A 16,109-nucleotide genomic window follows, 5' to 3' on the forward strand; every position below is an offset into this window, starting at 1 on the left:
CAAGCACCTCATCAATAATGATAATCATTTTCGTCAAGTTTATTATAGCAAATAATTCCTCTGATTAGAACCATAAAGCAAAAGCCCCGTACTTTTAGCAGCAGGGCTTTTGCTTTCGGAGGTATATACTTTATAGGTATGCAGCGACTTGGACAGTTATTCTAAAATTCTGCGGACCTTTGTGGCCTAGCTAGATGTTGTTATTTTTCACACTTCTGCTGTCATCCTGCTCACCATCCCACACTACACCTGCCGGCATCGCCAGAAAAACCCCGTCAGCAGACTGCTGTCCAAATCCCTGATTTTTCTTTCCATTCACGGCTTTGTTAACCGTAATATTCTGGCCAAATACTATGCCATTACCATGATCAGAACTTCTTATTGATGTCTTGCCTATGGTTACACGCGCAGGATAGAACATGCTTTTCCCCCTTTTCTTCTCAACGCCCGTTTATCATAAATTATGCTGAGCTGAATATACTTAGAAGCAAACAAAGGGGGAGATATAATTGCCGGCTCCTGCGCCATTTATCAATATCAACATCTGCGCAATCAAGATCAATTCTTTCGAGAACGCTTCCGCTGTCAATATCGGCCAGAACCTTCTTGCCGAGTGGCATAATTCGGATAAAAAGAATCAGGGCTACGGACAGAATTTTGGGGATGCAAGCGGATTTATCGGTACAAAGGGAATCGTTGATGACCGTGATCAGCTTGACTCCAATTCGACCTTCGATTCTGCGAGAATTCCAAATCTGTAGGGAGTGATGCCAGTGATATTTGCCCCCATGGTGGTAAATCTTCTCGCCTTAAAGGTCAATGTGCTTGACCATGCTTCTATTGTGAATATGGGGCCGAACCAATTTATCGACCAGTTCATCTCGTATAAGAGAAACCAGGGATTTGGCGAACAAAATGGAGACGTCTCACCTGTGAATATCCCTATATCCTGGATTGCCGATCCTGACCTGAATGATTCCAACTCAGTGAAAAACAGTGTGATATAGAAAAAGCCCGCTGGAGCGGGCTTTTTCTTATGATTCTTTCTCCTGATGGCTGGCCAGGCTTCCAATATAGGCCAGCTCATCTGCCGAATAAGCATCTGCACCGCCATCCAGGATTTTTCGGACGTCAGACAGGTTTTCCTGAAGAGACACCGATTTCCCTTTTTGGCCTGTAAATGCTTCTGCTGTATAAAATGGCTGGGTCAGATAGGCTTCCAGCAATGCCCCGCGCTGATACCCCAGTGTTTCAGAAGATGGAAGCCTCTTTATTCCCCCGGCTTGGACAAGCGCCTTTAACTCCTTATATCGGCGAAGGAGCTTTTGCGCCTTCTGCTGGATGGTCAGATGGGCCTGATCCAGATATGCCCCCTCAAGGACAGATGAGGCAGAATAAATAGGATTCACGGCAGGATATAAATGCCTGGCAGCAAGGTCGGCATCAAACTGCCATAAGGTTTCCAGCGGCCCGTAAGGAAATTCTTCATCTACTGCCTCCCCTTTTAAATCGAGGAGGAAGGTCGTTACTGAGCCCGGACCGCCAGCATCCAGCCTGCCCTGCAAATCATGTATGGTTCCGTTTACCACATGTGCTCTGTCAGCAGCAAACAGAACATCTTGATTTTTTGAATGGTCAGTGAGAAGTTGGTATGCGTCCTCAATGGTTGCGGCAGAAAAATCGGTGTTGATCAGAATATCCTGGAGTTCTGGATACTCCCCTTCCGGAATGAGCAGGATTGTCTTGTAGCCTTCCTTCTTCAGCCGGAAAAATATCTCTGTCAGGAGGACAAGCTGCCCCATTCCCGGCCTTGCGACAAGACCGGCTGTCCCTCCTTTAGCCAGTGGTGCAAACAGATCGAGCGCCTTGATCTTCGTTTCAATCATCTCTGCCTTCTCCCCTCTAATGATCAAATCATCCAGTCTGCATTCTGCCAGTTCAGCAAGCGCAGCAATTGTCTTGACCTCTGCCCTTCCTACCGGGATCTTGCCGGTGCATAAATTGGAGACTGTGGCCGGACGAAGTCCGACTGACTTGGCGGCTGCAGTTAAATTCGGGACTTTTCTCCGAAGCAAGGCAACATTCAGGCTTAAATTTTCCAAATATTCCACCTCCTTCTTAAGAGTAATATAAATTACTTTATAAAGCAACACAAACTTACTTTTAAAGGTAATTATAATTACAACGAAAACAAAATAAGAAGGCTCTCGCCTCCTCAACTCAGATAAAGAATCATATGGTCTTCGTCATAATAGTTTTCACCCATTTTCAATGCCCTTTTTTCAACACCATATACAGTAAATCCAAATGACGCATACAGCCTTTTGGCAGGCTCATTCCCACTTTCAACTGAGAGGGTGACCTGTTCTATATTATGGTCACCAGAGGCTTCAGAAAGAGCAGCTTCAATCAGCTTCCTTGCAGCTCCCCTGCCCCTATATTCAGGCTTTACGTACACGGCTGCAATTATGGCCCGATGCTTAAGCTTTAATTTAGTCTCCTTGATCAAAGCTGCCGTTCCGGCCAAAGCTCCTTTCTCAAATATGCCAAACTCTGCAGAGAGACCTGAGGCAAAACGCTTGGCGTAGAAATCGGCAGGGTTTCCGCATTCTTCTTCATAACTGGAAGCAAATGCTTCCGGTTTATTTTGCAGTGCTTCAAGCCGCAGCTTTTTGTATTCTTCTGCGTCTTCTGCCAGCAGCTTCCTGATTATCATATTTACTCCTCCTCTTTAACTGATTCAATTATGGCACAGGAAGAAGAATACCAATAGCTATTAAAAAAATGTGTCTGATTTTCTTTGAAACAGCTAAACTTCCAATCATTTTGGCATGAATAGCATATCTGAAAATAAGATAAATAATAAACAATGATCCCTGGAAACTTATAAAGCAGGTGATAGGATGGACCTCGAAAAAATGAAGCAATGGATGGAGCTTGCCCAGAAGGTGCAGGGCGGGGATTTTTGGAACCAGGTATTTGAACAGGGGCCAGGAGGCCAATTCGGGGAATCTGCGGCTTTCAACAGCTTTGCCGGCGAGCCGGGGGAAGCCGGCTACCGGAAGTCAGCCGAATTTCCGCTAGTGGATATATACGAAACAGAAACACAAATCATCCTGCTGGCAGGTCTGCCAGGCATCCAAAGGGAGGATGTCCAGCTGTTCCTCCAGGGTGACAGGCTGATCATCAGGGGAACTATTTACGTACCATACAGCGGTATAAAGAATATTCAAAAAGAAAGATTCCATGGGAATTTTGAAAGAGCTGTAAAACTTCCTGCCATTCCCAATGATAATAAACTTTCAGCAAAATTTATCAACGGCCTCCTGGAGATCAGCTACGGGAAGATCTCCCAGCCAGAGGAACAGATACCGATTGAATGAAAAACAAGGACTTAATGGTGTGATGAGATATGGCGTTTAAACATTTATTTAGCAAGGATCACGGTGACCGTCTGGCCGGGCTTGAATCTAGGATTGAATCTCTTGAAGAAGAGTCTAAAAAAATCAGGACATGCGATGTCCATATCAGGCGTTTCCTAACCATCGAGAAAGAATTGGGCAGCCTGGTCGCCCTGAAAAAGAAATTCACAGCCCGGACACCTGCCGCTGGCATAAAACAAACCCCCGGTCCTGCTCTAGAAAATAATCAGGTTGAAAAAATGATTGATGCAGCACTCGGCCGCTGTCTCCAACAGATAGGAAACCTGGAGCAGCGTCTCCGGAATACTGAAAATGCCCTTTCCCGCCTGGAGAAAGAGAATTCAGAACTGAGGCGGGAAATCTCTGCTTTATATGCTGTCACAAAAGAAAATCCCCATGTGGACATACCTTCTGCCCAGACTGACCCCAAGAGCTCTCCGCCTGTCATTTTTCAGGAATTCCATATTGACAGGTTCATAGTCGATAAATACGAATTGACCAATAATATCAATCAGCTGGGAGTAAAGGAACTCAGCGGCCAGATGAATATCGGCGCAACCTACGGAGGCGGCATCAGTCCACAGGACTTTTCCGGCAGCGAAGAAGAAAGCTCTGACTCATTAAAGGAAAAAGAAGGCGGTGAAGAACATTCTCCAGAGTGAGTGTTCTGTTCACCGTCTTTTGCTATCTGGTCTAACAGGCTCTGAAAAACCTTCTCTTTTCACGATTTCAGCATGCTCTTTTGCCAAATTTAATAGCGGGAAGCTGCCGGCCTGGATTGCACCCATCAGTTCACTAGCCTGATTCCTTGCAAGATTATACATTTCTCTAGTTATTATGCCGATATTATGTGCATCCTCCAGTTCTTCTTCATCCAGCAGATATACATTTCCTGCTGGCAGTACAACGATATCCAGGAACAGATCATCCATCCAGGGAATATTTTCTTCGAGTCCAATCTCATGACAGATATCGATATACCATTGGAGAATTTCTCCGTTCTCATCCATCATGGTCGTTACCGTATAAAATTTTCCCTCCGGAAAATGCTGAAGCCAGCTGTAGCCATCGGCAGCAATGCATATCTCTTTTTCTTCGTATTTGACTGTCAGTTTTTCCGTAACTTTGATCAACTCAATGAGAGCTAAGTGGCCCGTGAATTCTTTAGCATCGAGCCAGCATTGTGAATAAGCTCTGTCGGTTACACGCTTCCATGCGCCTCTCCTTCCGTCTACCCGTTTAAGCATAAAAATTTCCTCCTTGTAAATACAGCAAAAAACTAAGTCTATTTTTATATAAATATATTCACTTTTTTTATTCTTTTGACCAGCAATCCATTCCCCTTTTCAGCATAAAGCTAGTATCCTTATGGAGGCACATACGTCCCTCTACCCAGGTTATTCCGTTTCAGTTCGTTGTACCTGATGACCGGTCTGATTATTTAGAAATGCAAAATAAGGATGAAGGAGTCCTATTGCAGATGCTGTGATGATCAATATCCCAATAAGGAGGAACATGGGCCTGACTCCCCAAAGGCTTCCCAAAAGAGTTCCTGCAAGCACTCCCAAGGGCATCGCCCCCCTGATGATGAACAGCCTGGCCGAGAAAACTTTTCCTCTCAAATAGTCCGGTACCGTCTGCTGATAGATGACTGTACTTTGTATATTGAAAAATGCCATAAAAATTCCGGCAGCTGCTTCAATCGCTACCGCGGCTGCAAGACTGGCGTTAAACGCCAGCAGGATATAAGTCGATCCTCCTGCCATTAGCGCGCCAAGGATAGAAGTGCGGCGATTGCTTATTCGCACCTTCCCGACAAGAAGCGTGCCGGCAAGATAGCCCACCGGAAAGCCCGCCATAAAGAGGCCGTAGCTGCCGTAGCTCTCTGAAAGTTCGTCAGTTATATACGGAAGATTAAGGACCATGGCGGCTCCTACCCCAAACTGGACGAAAGCAAGGAAAATCCCAAGCCACAGCAGCAGAGGGTTCCTAATATAATAGAAGATTCCCTCCTTGAATTCTTCAAGCCATGTTTTTCTGATGGTCCTTTCTTCTTCTGGTTCTGCAATAAATAAAAGAAAGCTGCCGCTTATCAGCAGAAAAATTGTCACGAGCAGCAGACTCACCTCTGTCCCTGCTCTCTCAATAACAACCCCGCCCGTCATCGGGATGATCATGGACAGCAGTCTGACTGTACCGTCGAGTACAGCGTTGGCAGACTGCAGACTGTCTCCTTTTATCAGCGAAGGAAGTAAGGCCTGGCTTGCCGGGACATAAAATGGAGACACCAGCCCTACAGCGATCTGGGCAGCGTAAATATGCCAAACTTCAAGCTGGCTGGTACTGATCATCACAAAAGGAAGAAGAAAAAAAAGACTTCTTGTCCATTGTGAGACTACCATGATCCACTTGCGGCTCCATTTGTCGATAAATGGCCCTGAAATAAGCTGAAGGATGAGGGAGGGCAGATAATACAGCAGCCACATGCTGCCAAGAGCCAGCTTTGATCCTGTCAATTCATATACCATGATCGAATTACAGAAGGTGCCGAGTGCTCCCCCTGCTTCTGAAGCGGCTGCACCTGCCCATAAATAACGGAACGGCTTCAGTTTCCAGATCATTCACATCCACCCCTCAGATACCTCTCGAGCTCTCTTCCCAAAGAAAGGACCGCTTCTTTTTTCAGCCTGTATTTATGATTGTGCACTTCTGCTAGCTTGGCTGCCCTGAGAATCTTAAGATGATGGTGTACAGTCGATTTCCCGATATTCAGCTCCTCGGTAATATCCTGCAATGGCAGGTCCTCCTTGAAAAGGAGCTTGACAATTCGTAGCCTGAATTCATCACCGAGCGCCTTTTGCTTTTGAACCAGGAAATAATCCGGACTGTCCGGCACATCAGCCGGCAGGCTGCTGTTTGAAACCGGATAATAAAATACCTTTGTACCTTCCAGATCTGCTTCAATGGTCCAGGGACGGTACACATATTGCGGAATCAGCCTGACAGTAAAAACACCAGGCTCTGGAAGGTAGGCAATTCCCCCTGTTGCCTGTTCAGCAAGGTCTTCAGAGGACGTCCTGGCAGCCAGCAGTTTTTTGTCATGAACATCTTTTTCCAGTATCGCTGAAAGCCTGTGTTTATCCGGTTCAATGGCTGCCAGGTACCAGCCTTCCATACTGGCAATAAAATGCTTCTTCAGTTTCCCTGGCGATTCCTTAAAGATATAGGCGATATATGCCTGGAAAAATTTATGCCCTTCCACATGACGGATTAATTCTTCAAGGGATTCAGCATGCCCGGAGGCTGCACGCTTCCTCGCTTCTTCTTTTTCCTGGCCCAGAAAAGGCAGACAGATCTGCTTCAGCTCTTTTCCATCCATTTTCTCTACAGATGAAATAAATTCCTGCAGGGTGCGGGCTTCCACATGATGCAGAAGCTGAAGCAGCGACTTCCATGTATTATTCTTTTCAATATGATCCAGCTGATCCTTAAGGCCGCGAGAGGCCCCCGACCTGATTCCTGAAAGTTTTGCTGAATGCTCAAGCGTGTCAATCAGCGCCCCGTTGGTCACTGCTGCTATGCCAAGGGCGCACTCCCATAAAAGGGAATGGCTGAACTCCAGCTTGTAGCTCTCCCTCTTTCTTCCGGATAGATTAATATGTTCCATAGACATCTCCCTTACAAAGATATGGCGTATTATTAAATATTTTAAATTATCCGAAACTTTTATTCAATATATTTAGAACCGATAGTTTCAAAAATACCGAATAGTTAAAAATCAAGGCACCAGCGAATGCCGATGCCTTGAATCATATCTTTTAATAAGAAGGCTATGATACTTTATCCTACTTATAAATTTTGCCTGCTCCATCTACATAGATAGATTTAACCATACTCCTTTCAAATGCTTTACCCTGGCCGGTTTTGCCGGTAATTTGGATGGTGAGGCTGTATATGCCTTCCTCTTTGAAATCTGAAGCATCAGGAAGCCCCGCTTTTAGGCCGCGGAAGGTTGAATAGCCGTCTCCCTTGCCTTTGGTATGAATCCATTCTGTTTTGTACTTCCTGCCTGCCTGCGCACTTTTCCAGCTGTTCAGCTCTTTGCTAATCCCTGGAATGCTACTATCTCTCTCGAGGCTGACCGTATACAGAAATCCGGTGCGTCCCGTTTTGCTGCTCACAGTCCATCTGCCTGGTACAGGATTTTTTATAGTAAATTCAGTAACATATGCCCCTGAAAAAAATCCTGAAGCATCTTTATAAGTTCTGCCGGCTGTATAACTATTGCCCTGCTCATCCACTATCACCAGGTCAGGAAGGCGTTTGCTGCTCAACACAGACACTGAGGCTGCCTTTACTTCATTTTCAATAAGAAAGGAATCTTCAAGCATCTCATCTCCCATTCCACCGTGGATGATCATGCTGTCAGCCTGGGAAAAATCCGTATCAGTTAACAAGGGGGAATAATGATCTTTTTGGAAAGAAGTAGCAGTTAAAAAGGGATTCAGCTCTGGAAATATGACAGACCCTTGCTTTATGCTTGAATGATTCCAGGAATGCTCAGCTATGACAGGGGAGCCTGAAAGCCTCGAACTGATTAGGGGGACGACGCCATCATTCCTGCCATACTGGCTCAAATACAAGCCTCCCCAATATGTTGCCGATCCAAAGCTCCCCCAGCCGGTCCCACCGATTGTGTAAAAGGGAATCCGCTGTGCGTTCGAATGGGAGTCTGTCAAACTGCGGTAATAGCTCATATATCCTGTCTGAAGTGAGGCAGTTGCATCATTGCGGGTGCCGAGGAGTTCAGAAAGCCAGCCGGCAGCACTGCTATTGGCAAGGTCTGCGAGCTGTGTGCCGCTGTGGGGAGTAGATAGGGTGATTACTCGGGAGACATAAGGATATGCTTCATTATGGACGAGGGCTGTCTGACTATCCACACCGCCCTTGCTGTAGGCGACGACTGCCAGTTTTTTCTGCCCGAAATGATAATAGATTTCTTCAAGCATGCCTGCCAGCATCATTCCGTTTTCCCACATATCCCGATCCGGATAAAGATCGGCATATGCGGTCTGATATCCATATTCCCTTGCTATTTCAGGCATATCATTTTCCTCCAGCCAGACATTCGCAGAATTGCTGTAGCCGTGGATAAACACGAGCGGCGGAAGAGCTGGATCTACTATATTGGGACTTTCTCCGGGATACCATCGCCCCGGGCTCCCCCCGCTTCCTCCGCCCCCTCCGGCAGATGATACCAGCGGAGCAGTAAAGAAAAAGAGCAGCAGCATTACTGGAAGCGATTTCATAAAACCCCTCCTCCTTTCAAATTTTTCAGCTCCAGTGTAAGTTTTCCAGGCAAACAAAAAAAGAGGAGAAAGTTGGATTCTCCTCAATCAAACTGCAAATATTCTAATATATTGCCGAACGGATCTCTGAAACTTATATATTTCCCCGGCGGACAAGCTGCCGGCTCTTCCATCAGTAAATCAGCACCTTTGGATTTCAGGCGATTGACTTCATTTTCAATGTTTTCCGTTTGAAGCACTAGCACCGGCCCTGTCGCTGACTTTCTATCTATATAATCAGCACCTTCACTTTCTTCCAGAATAATTGGCAGTTCCCCGTGTGCAAGCGACACTATTTTCGGGCCATACTGTTTGTTTACTTCGAAATCGAGTACTTCTGTATAAAACCGGAGTGCTTTTGTTAAGTCCGGTACATAAATCCCTATTGCACATAATTGAGCCATTACTGTTACCCCTTCCTTATTGGCAGCAAAGTAATCCTTTGCCGGATTCAATACTCTTCTTCAGGCTCGCCAGCATTTGGTCCCAGGCCGCTATATGCCATTGTTTTGCCTGATCCCACTGCCCGCTCTCTCCCCAGCCATCATGCTGCAGCGAGATTTGTACACCTTCCGGAATATCCTCCAGAATTACGGTTACTTTAGTCAGATTATGATCACTATTCATTAGACCGGCAAAAGCATCAGGCCCTTTCCATTCAAACATAAGCTTCTCTTCTTCTAAGATACTGAGGATTTTGCATCCTTTCGTATTCATGCTGCTCTTATCTGAGGGATTGAAATATAATTCGAACCGCCCTCCTGCTGCCGGTTCGATCACTGCTTCCGGGGCAAACCACTCGGTTATTCTATCTGATTCGGTCCACGCTCTCCAAACTAAGCTTTTGTCAGCCTGAATGATGATATCAGTTTTAATAGGCACGGCATTCTCCTCCTTTTTCCTGATTATACTGCCTTACTTTTCCTAAAAATTCTTCTAGTTTGCTTTGTTGGTTATTTTTTCAAACAGCAAGAGAGGAAGATTGAATAAGATTGGCGGATCATGGGGCAGCGGCTCCCTCAGCTGAACGGTGGCCTTGCAGTCCGTGTTTTTCTTGATTTCCACCGTTCCTTCCCATTTCCCCCTAAGGAATGTTTCCGGCTGAAAATACCTGAGGGGATTCATGCTCCACTCCAGCCCTGCTGCCAGCAGATAATAAGTTCCTTCCGGGATGTCTGTGAAAATGCATTGAGGGCTGTTATGGCTGAAAGCAGTCCCTTTGACAGGCCTCTGATCGGGAATCGGCTCAGGAAACAGTCCTGCAAAAATAATTCCCCTGAATCCCGGGGGAACCTGGATAAGACAGCTTACTTTTGCCCGGCTTCCCGGTGCCTCTGATTCCATTCTCTCAGGGAGCAGCGTTTTCGTCTCATCCATCATTTTCTGCAGCATTTCCATACTGGCTTCGTATCGTTTAGGGCTGATTCCCACATGATTTTTAAAGCGGGTTTGAAACGTACCCGGGCTAAGATACCCTGAAGCAATCATTGCCTTAGTCAGTGAAGATTTCCTTGCCAGTTCTTCCTTCCCCATCTCGATTCTCAACGCACTAAGGAAATGCCTCGGAGAGATTCCTGTCGCCTTTTTAAAGATCCTCGTGAAATGAAAAAGGCTGTAGCCTGTTAATTCGGCAAGCTCTTTTGTGGTGATCTCTTCCTCAAGATGCTGCTTCATATAATCAATCGCCTTATCTGCAGCCTTCATCTGTTCTGGGTTCATATTTTCACCTTTTTCTTTTGGCTCTAGTTTCTATTTGCTCTCTGTCCTGCAAAACCCTTTTTATCAGAGAAAAAAGTAATGAGATTTTTTATCAAAATCACAATGTGTGCTTTCCAGCTCCCAATAAAAAAGATTCTGCCATTTCCCGGCAGAATCCGATCGTTTATCTATTCAACTGTACCAGCCTGTTTTGTTATCTCGATCTGCTTGACTTTATTGTCTTCTATTTCCTTTACTGTAAAGCGCAGATGATGGTAGTCATAAGTTTCTCCTTCTTCAGGAAAATAGCCTAATTCCTTCAGCAGGAAACCGGACAAAACATCCTCTTCTTCCGGTATCTTCGTTTTGAAGGCCTCGTTAAGGCGATGGAGGGACAGCTTTCCGCTGCAGACAATATGAGAGTCGGTAAGTTCCTCTATCAGCACTTCTTCATCATCGGTTTCGTCATTGATTTCCTGCCCGATCATTGCCTCAATGATGTCTTCATGCGTAATGATCCCGCGTGTACCTCCGTATTCATCAAGGACGATAGCAATATGCTTGCGCTCTTTCATCATAAGCTTAAAGACCCTTTCTATTGAATGGAATTCGTATATGAATAAAGGGTCATTATCTGTATATTCATCCAGTGCATTTGAAAGGTCGAGGGACCAGGACAGGAGCTGTTTGCTGTGAAAAACCCCGACAATATTGTCCATATTCTCTTTGTACACAGGATACCGTGTATAATGGCTGTGCAATACGATATCCCTCGCCTCTTCATATGAAGAGTCAGCAGGAATGCCGATGATCTCAGTCCGCGGTGTTTTCAGGGCATCTCGCACATCAAGTTCAAAGAAATCAATGACTCCTTTGATCCTCGTTGTTTCTTCATTATTAAATGTCCCTTCTGTTGTAGCAATATCCACCATTGTGATCAGTTCTTCCTTGGAAAAGCTGACTTCTGCTTCGCTGTCCTTCGAAAGCAGACGGATGACTCCCCTTGTGAATCTTGACAGCAAAAATGTTAATGGCTTCAGAATCATCATCAGAAAACGGATAACCGGGAACACGATGAAAGCAATTTTATCTGCAAAAGTTGCAGCAATGGATTTAGGAAGCACTTCTGCGAAAATGATCAGGACGACTGTCAATATACCGGTCGCAATCCCTACATTAATTCCATAATTGATTGCCACGATGGTGACCAATGTAGGAAGCATGATATTGGCGATATTATTGCCAATCAGGATAGCGGTGATCAGTTCATCCGGCTTTGCTACAGTATCAAGAAGCTTTTGGGCTTTATGATCATCATTTTCAGCTCTTGTCTTCAGCTTCATTTTATTAACGGCAGTCAGCGCCGTTTCACTCCCCGACAAGAAAAAGGACATAAACAAAAAGAAAATTATTGCAATAAACACAGTTTGCCTCCAAGAGTTTTTTCTTCCATCATACCCAATATTAGAAGAATATACAAAGCATAAACCTATTCAACATTATTCTCCCTTTTCACCGTATAAAAATTCTTTTTCCGTGAAAGCTATAATTGCTGTCATCCTTAATGCATAAGGAGTGTTTGAAATGTCTGTCTTTGTCTACCAAACCTTTGAACTTAAGCAGGACAAGTTTGAAGAAGCTATTGAAAATATAAAAGCAATCCAGCAGCACAGAAATGAAATGTACGATCACAAAGTAGAAATCCTGACTCCTGTCACAGGGCCGGACCATACATATGCATTTCTGTGCACCTATGAAGGCCTGGCAGAAATGGAGCTTCAGAATAAAAGGCTTTTTGACGATGAAGACTATGTTAAGCTGATAGGCGATTTTTTCATCCAAAACATTGTACAGGGAAGCATTAGAACACAGATATTCCGTTCATTAGCTAATAAAGCATAAAAGGAGCTTTGCGCGTACAAGGTGTGCCTGCAAAAGATTTTCATCCGGCAACAGAGCACATGTGACAGGTGCTGCCCCGCCGCTGCTGCAGAGCAAATATAAGAAATGGCCCGCTGGATTTGCGGGCCATTTCTTATATTTTAAATCGGCTGACAAGCTGATTGAGCTGCTTTGCCAAGTCTGCCAGACTGTTGGCATTTTGTTCAACATCGTTCATCACTGAATTGGATTGGATGATGGTTGCAGCTGTTTCTTCTACACCTGCTGCAGCTTCTTCGGACACCGATGCTATCGTTTCAACCGACTGGCTGATGGCAGATGTATTCGTATTAGCCTCCTCAAGGGTGCTGCTCATTTTGGAAATTGTCTCTCCCAGAGAAAGGATGGATCCTTTCAGGGTGCTGAAAGTCTCTTCAGTATCCTTCAGGCTTCCGGTGCCCCGCTGAACCTGTAAGTAGCTGTTCTTCAAAGCAACGGCAATTTGCTTTGATTCTCTCTGAATGCTGGCTACGATATCTGTAATATGAACCAGTGATGAGGTTACCTGCTGGGCAAGTACTTTCACTTCCTTGGCAACGACGGCAAACCCTTTTCCGCTGTCTCCTGCTCTCGCCGCCTCAATCGCAGCGTTCAGCGCCAGCAGATTCGTCTGGTCTGCAATACCCTGGATCACTTCAACAAGGGAAGCAATCTCCCCTGACTGCTTTTCAAGATCGCCAACTTTGGAAACAGAGGCCTCGACGGTGTCATGAATCTGTGTCATATCCTTTCCCGCCTGCTCCATTCTCTCCATGCCAATGGAAGCTTCCTTTAATACATTCCCGGCAGTATCCGACATAGATATTCCAAAATTATGTGCAGCCTTGATGCTCTGTGAGAATCTGGCCATTGTTTCAGAAAGATCAGATGCGGCCAGTGCCTGCTGGTCAGTCCCGGAAGCCAGTTCCTCCATTGTTGCCGATATTTGCCGGCCTCCTGCGGCTACCTCGTTGGCAGACTTTGTCAGGATACTGCTTTGGGTCTGTACCGAACCTGCAGCTTCCTGAATGGAGCCTACCATCTGGAGGAGATTTTCTTTCATATCGTCCATGGCACTCGCCAGGATACCGATTTCATCTTTACCCTTCCAAGCGAGCGGGGTTCCTGAAAGATTACCTGATGACACCCGCCTGGCACTATCCACTACTGCCCTGAGATTTTTCTTGACTGTCCTGTTAATTAGAATGATGAATGCAAAACCAGAAGCAGAAGAAACAAGGATAGAAGCAATTAAAATGATGATGCTTGCCTGAAGCCTTTCTTCAGTACTGGCAATTGACTGGTTTTTCCCGGCCTCCACACTTTCTCTTAATTCATTCAAGCGTGCGATAACAGTATCCCTCTTGGTGCGGATATCATTCAGGACCGTCAAAACCTTGGCATTGCTTTCGATATTTGGTATAAGCTGTTTTTTAAACTGTTCATTAAGCCTCTCATCGCTTTCAATGAACTTAGCATAGAGCTCCTGCTCCTCCTTCGTTCTCATGCTTTCTTTCAATGCCTCATGCAGCTGAAGGAATTCGCCCGACTGCTTATCATAGTTTTCAACGATTCTCTGTGAGCGTACCTGAACATAATCCAGCACCATGATCGTCTTTGAGCGGTAAATGGAGCCCATCTCTGTCAGCTGAACAGCGCGCATGCTGTTCTCATCAATGGAAGCAACATCACTCTTAATCAAAGAAAACTGATTGAAAACGACTGCTGCTGATAAAATGAATAAGCAAATAGTAACAGCGAAGACAGCTATGTATTTCTTTCCCAAATTCCAATTTCTTAAAATAGTAATCATTATAGCCCCCTGAATCATCCTTTTTTACTATTATCGGCAGAGAATAAAGGATATTCAATAAAATAAACAGAAAATATTCATTTTTCAAAAATAATAATAGGTAAATAGAACTATCATATGGAGAGCAGGGGGTAACAAGGTAGTTTACCAGTTTACCAGTTAGAAGCTGCCATTAAACCAACTCTGCCCACTAATACATCTATATACTATGCAAAAAAAGCCGCCTGAAAGTTTATACGTGATTTATGGCCTCTGAGAGCAGCTGCTGGCCGGTAACCAAAATCTCAAAAAAAAATCTTAACTGAACATAGCGCAAGCACCTTGCACCTAAAGGAACGCAGACTAAGAACACACATCCTGCGGAAACGTCTTGAGACCCACATCCTGGGGGCCTTAAGACGAACCTCCCAGAAAGGCGTTCTTTGCCTTATTGGGAGGTTAGACTTGTGATCTCGGCGCAGCTGCTGAAAGTTGATCAAAAATCGAAAATAATCCACAAGACATACAATTTATAATATCCTGAACAACAAAAAAGGAGAGGGCTTGAATGCCCTCTCCTTTTTTCAAGAATATTTTATTAACGGACCCTTACTACACGCCCGTTGAATTTCTGTGCCCAATAGCCGCTTGACATATTGGCAATTGCTACGCCTGTCGAGCTTTGTGATCCGATGAATTTACCGCCGCCAATATATATTCCAACATGTCCATCTGTTTTATAAGTGTTGAAGAATACAAGGTCTCCTGGCTGCATTTCGCTTGTGGAAACGCGGGTGCCTGAGTTTTTAAGAGAATCAGTGCTTGAACCGACACTAATGCCAGCCTGTGCGAAAGCCCAGTGTACGAAGCCTGAGCAGTCAAAACGGCCGTTGGCAACATCAGATGCAGTTCTTCCTCCACCGAAAACATAGACAGAGTTTCCGATATATTTATAACCTGCGGTGATGGCAGTATTGATATTGCCGTTTGCCTTCGGAGCAGGCGCGAACGACTGAGTACTGCTGCTTCCGCCGTTATTGCTTGTTCCATTATTGCTGCTTGATCCGCTGTTAGAAGATGCTGCTGTATTAGAGCTGTAGCTCCTTTGCACTGCTTTTGCAGCTTCGGCAGCCTGGCGCTTTCTTTCCTGCGCAATCGCGTTGTCAATTGAAGTCAGTTCCGATGCCAGTGAAGCATCTTTTTGAAGCAAGTCCGCTTTCAGGGCAGTAGCCTGCTTTTCCTTTTGCTGGACCTCAGCCTTCAGTACATCGATCTGGGCCTTCTGTTCAAGAATCTGAGCCTGCATGCCTTCAAGTTCTGTCTTCATTTCATTGAGGCCTGCCAGTTTTTGCTCAACAGAAGCCTTCTTTTCTTCGAGCTCCTTCTTATCCGCTTCATGCTCTTCCATCAAACCTCTGTCAGCCTCGACAATCTTAGCTACCGCTCCTACGCGGTCAATGAAATCACTGAAGCTTGTGGAACCCATCAGCACTTCAAGATAGCCTACTGAAGCACCGCTTTCCTGGAATGACTTGGCCCTTTCCTTCAGGACTTCGTTCCTCTTCTCAATGCGTTCCTGAATGACAGCTACTTCTTTCTTCAGTTCTTCAATCTCAGCATTTGTAGCAGCAATTTGTTCTTTTGTTGTCGCAATCTTGCTGTTATTATCCTTGATTGCCTGATTGACGCGTGCAATTTGTGCATTCAATTTTTCCAATTCATTCTGAGCTTTTGCAATCTCTTGAGCTGCCTTTGAAATATTGGCCTGGATTCCAGAACGCTGTTCCTGGATTTGAGCTTTTTTGCTGTGTAATGTATCCGCATTAACTGCCGGGATGGAAAATGCACTTCCCAGGCCAAGCATAATTGTCGTGTTCAGCACTACTAATTTCTTTTTCATCGCTCTCTTCCCCCTGCTTCCCTTTGCCA

The 16,109-nt window shown here is 45.2% G+C and carries 18 protein-coding genes and 1 pseudogene; 5 read left to right on the forward strand and 14 right to left on the reverse strand.

Annotation, left to right across the window (positions count from 1 at the left end):
- Positions 1-190: 190 nt before the first annotated feature.
- Positions 191-421 carry a hypothetical protein gene (locus tag RBB45_RS06005; RefSeq protein WP_009793200.1) on the reverse strand — a complete coding sequence of 77 codons (231 nt, stop codon included), beginning with the start codon at positions 419-421 and terminating at the stop codon, positions 191-193.
- A gap of 88 nt (positions 422-509) precedes the next feature.
- Here RBB45_RS06005 and RBB45_RS06010 point away from each other — a divergent pair, with 88 nt between their 5' ends.
- Both RBB45_RS06010 and RBB45_RS06015 read left to right on the forward strand, forming a co-directional pair.
- Positions 510-761, forward strand: a complete 252-nt coding sequence (locus RBB45_RS06010; RefSeq protein WP_009793199.1) for a hypothetical protein — start codon at positions 510-512, stop codon at positions 759-761.
- Between the two features lie 12 nt (positions 762-773).
- Positions 774-1,007: a hypothetical protein gene (locus RBB45_RS06015; RefSeq protein ID WP_022544026.1), complete on the forward strand. Its 234-nt coding sequence runs from the start codon at positions 774-776 to the stop codon at positions 1,005-1,007.
- Positions 1,008-1,034: 27 nt separating this feature from the next.
- On the opposite strand, the gene RBB45_RS06020 is transcribed toward RBB45_RS06015, so the two are convergent.
- Positions 1,035-2,102, reverse strand: a complete 1,068-nt coding sequence (locus RBB45_RS06020; RefSeq protein WP_306009258.1) for a P-loop NTPase family protein — start codon at positions 2,100-2,102, stop codon at positions 1,035-1,037.
- 113 nt (positions 2,103-2,215) lie between these two features.
- Positions 2,216-2,716 carry a GNAT family N-acetyltransferase gene (locus RBB45_RS06025; RefSeq protein ID WP_129612594.1) on the reverse strand — a complete coding sequence of 167 codons (501 nt, stop codon included), beginning with the start codon at positions 2,714-2,716 and terminating at the stop codon, positions 2,216-2,218.
- A 187-nt stretch (positions 2,717-2,903) separates the two neighbouring features.
- Between RBB45_RS06025 and RBB45_RS06030 the strand changes: the two genes are divergently transcribed.
- Both RBB45_RS06030 and RBB45_RS06035 read left to right on the forward strand, forming a co-directional pair.
- Positions 2,904-3,383, forward strand: coding sequence for an Hsp20/alpha crystallin family protein (locus RBB45_RS06030; protein ID WP_009793195.1), 480 nt, complete (start codon positions 2,904-2,906; stop codon positions 3,381-3,383).
- 29 nt (positions 3,384-3,412) lie between these two features.
- A complete protein-coding gene (locus tag RBB45_RS06035) occupies positions 3,413-4,084 on the forward strand; it encodes a hypothetical protein (RefSeq protein ID WP_094768905.1) in 672 nt (223 codons plus the stop codon).
- A gap of 9 nt (positions 4,085-4,093) precedes the next feature.
- Here the strand turns inward: RBB45_RS06035 and RBB45_RS06040 are convergent, their stop codons facing one another.
- From RBB45_RS06040 to RBB45_RS06075, 8 genes are all read right to left on the reverse strand, one after another.
- Complete coding sequence (locus RBB45_RS06040; protein ID WP_306009259.1) at positions 4,094-4,669, reverse strand: ribonuclease FAU-1 family protein; 576 nt, start codon at positions 4,667-4,669, stop codon at positions 4,094-4,096.
- A gap of 150 nt (positions 4,670-4,819) precedes the next feature.
- Complete coding sequence (locus tag RBB45_RS06045; RefSeq protein WP_306009260.1) at positions 4,820-6,043, reverse strand: MFS transporter; 1,224 nt, start codon at positions 6,041-6,043, stop codon at positions 4,820-4,822.
- A complete protein-coding gene (locus RBB45_RS06050; RefSeq protein WP_306009261.1) occupies positions 6,040-7,089 on the reverse strand; it encodes an ArsR/SmtB family transcription factor in 1,050 nt (349 codons plus the stop codon). The genes RBB45_RS06045 and RBB45_RS06050 overlap by 4 nt, the downstream gene beginning before the upstream one ends.
- Before the next feature lie 178 nt (positions 7,090-7,267).
- Positions 7,268-8,731, reverse strand: a complete 1,464-nt coding sequence (locus RBB45_RS06055) for an esterase/lipase family protein (protein ID WP_306009262.1) — start codon at positions 8,729-8,731, stop codon at positions 7,268-7,270.
- 83 nt (positions 8,732-8,814) lie between these two features.
- A complete protein-coding gene (locus RBB45_RS06060; protein ID WP_224950740.1) occupies positions 8,815-9,174 on the reverse strand; it encodes a VOC family protein in 360 nt (119 codons plus the stop codon).
- Positions 9,175-9,190: 16 nt separating this feature from the next.
- Positions 9,191-9,652 carry an SRPBCC family protein gene (locus tag RBB45_RS06065; protein WP_148949254.1) on the reverse strand — a complete coding sequence of 154 codons (462 nt, stop codon included), beginning with the start codon at positions 9,650-9,652 and terminating at the stop codon, positions 9,191-9,193.
- Between the two features lie 54 nt (positions 9,653-9,706).
- Positions 9,707-10,489: a helix-turn-helix domain-containing protein gene (locus tag RBB45_RS06070; RefSeq protein ID WP_306009263.1), complete on the reverse strand. Its 783-nt coding sequence runs from the start codon at positions 10,487-10,489 to the stop codon at positions 9,707-9,709.
- A gap of 167 nt (positions 10,490-10,656) precedes the next feature.
- Positions 10,657-11,892 (reverse strand): hemolysin family protein, encoded by a 1,236-nt coding sequence (locus RBB45_RS06075; RefSeq protein WP_148949253.1) that lies wholly within the window; start codon positions 11,890-11,892, stop codon positions 10,657-10,659.
- Positions 11,893-12,052: 160 nt separating this feature from the next.
- On the opposite strand from RBB45_RS06075, the gene RBB45_RS06080 reads away from it, so the two are divergent.
- Positions 12,053-12,370 carry a hypothetical protein gene (locus RBB45_RS06080; RefSeq protein WP_009793185.1) on the forward strand — a complete coding sequence of 106 codons (318 nt, stop codon included), beginning with the start codon at positions 12,053-12,055 and terminating at the stop codon, positions 12,368-12,370.
- A 133-nt stretch (positions 12,371-12,503) separates the two neighbouring features.
- Here the strand turns inward: RBB45_RS06080 and RBB45_RS26260 are convergent, their stop codons facing one another.
- The 3 genes and pseudogenes from RBB45_RS26260 to RBB45_RS06090 form a co-directional block, all read right to left on the reverse strand.
- The gene (locus RBB45_RS26260) at positions 12,504-13,460 is read right to left on the reverse strand and encodes a methyl-accepting chemotaxis protein (protein WP_371931558.1); all 957 of its coding nucleotides are present in this window, start codon (positions 13,458-13,460) and stop codon (positions 12,504-12,506) included.
- Positions 13,446-14,219, reverse strand: a pseudogene (locus tag RBB45_RS26265) (HAMP domain-containing protein); the annotation flags it as partial. The gene RBB45_RS26260 and the pseudogene RBB45_RS26265, both read right to left, overlap by 15 nt.
- Before the next feature lie 559 nt (positions 14,220-14,778).
- Positions 14,779-16,080, reverse strand: coding sequence for a coiled-coil domain-containing protein (locus RBB45_RS06090; RefSeq protein WP_022544032.1), 1,302 nt, complete (start codon positions 16,078-16,080; stop codon positions 14,779-14,781).
- Positions 16,081-16,109 lie beyond the last annotated feature (29 nt).

This window comes from Bacillus sp. MMSF_3328 (genome assembly GCF_030733525.1).
Lineage (GTDB): Bacteria > Bacillota > Bacilli > Bacillales > Cytobacillaceae > Bacillus_AB > Bacillus_AB infantis.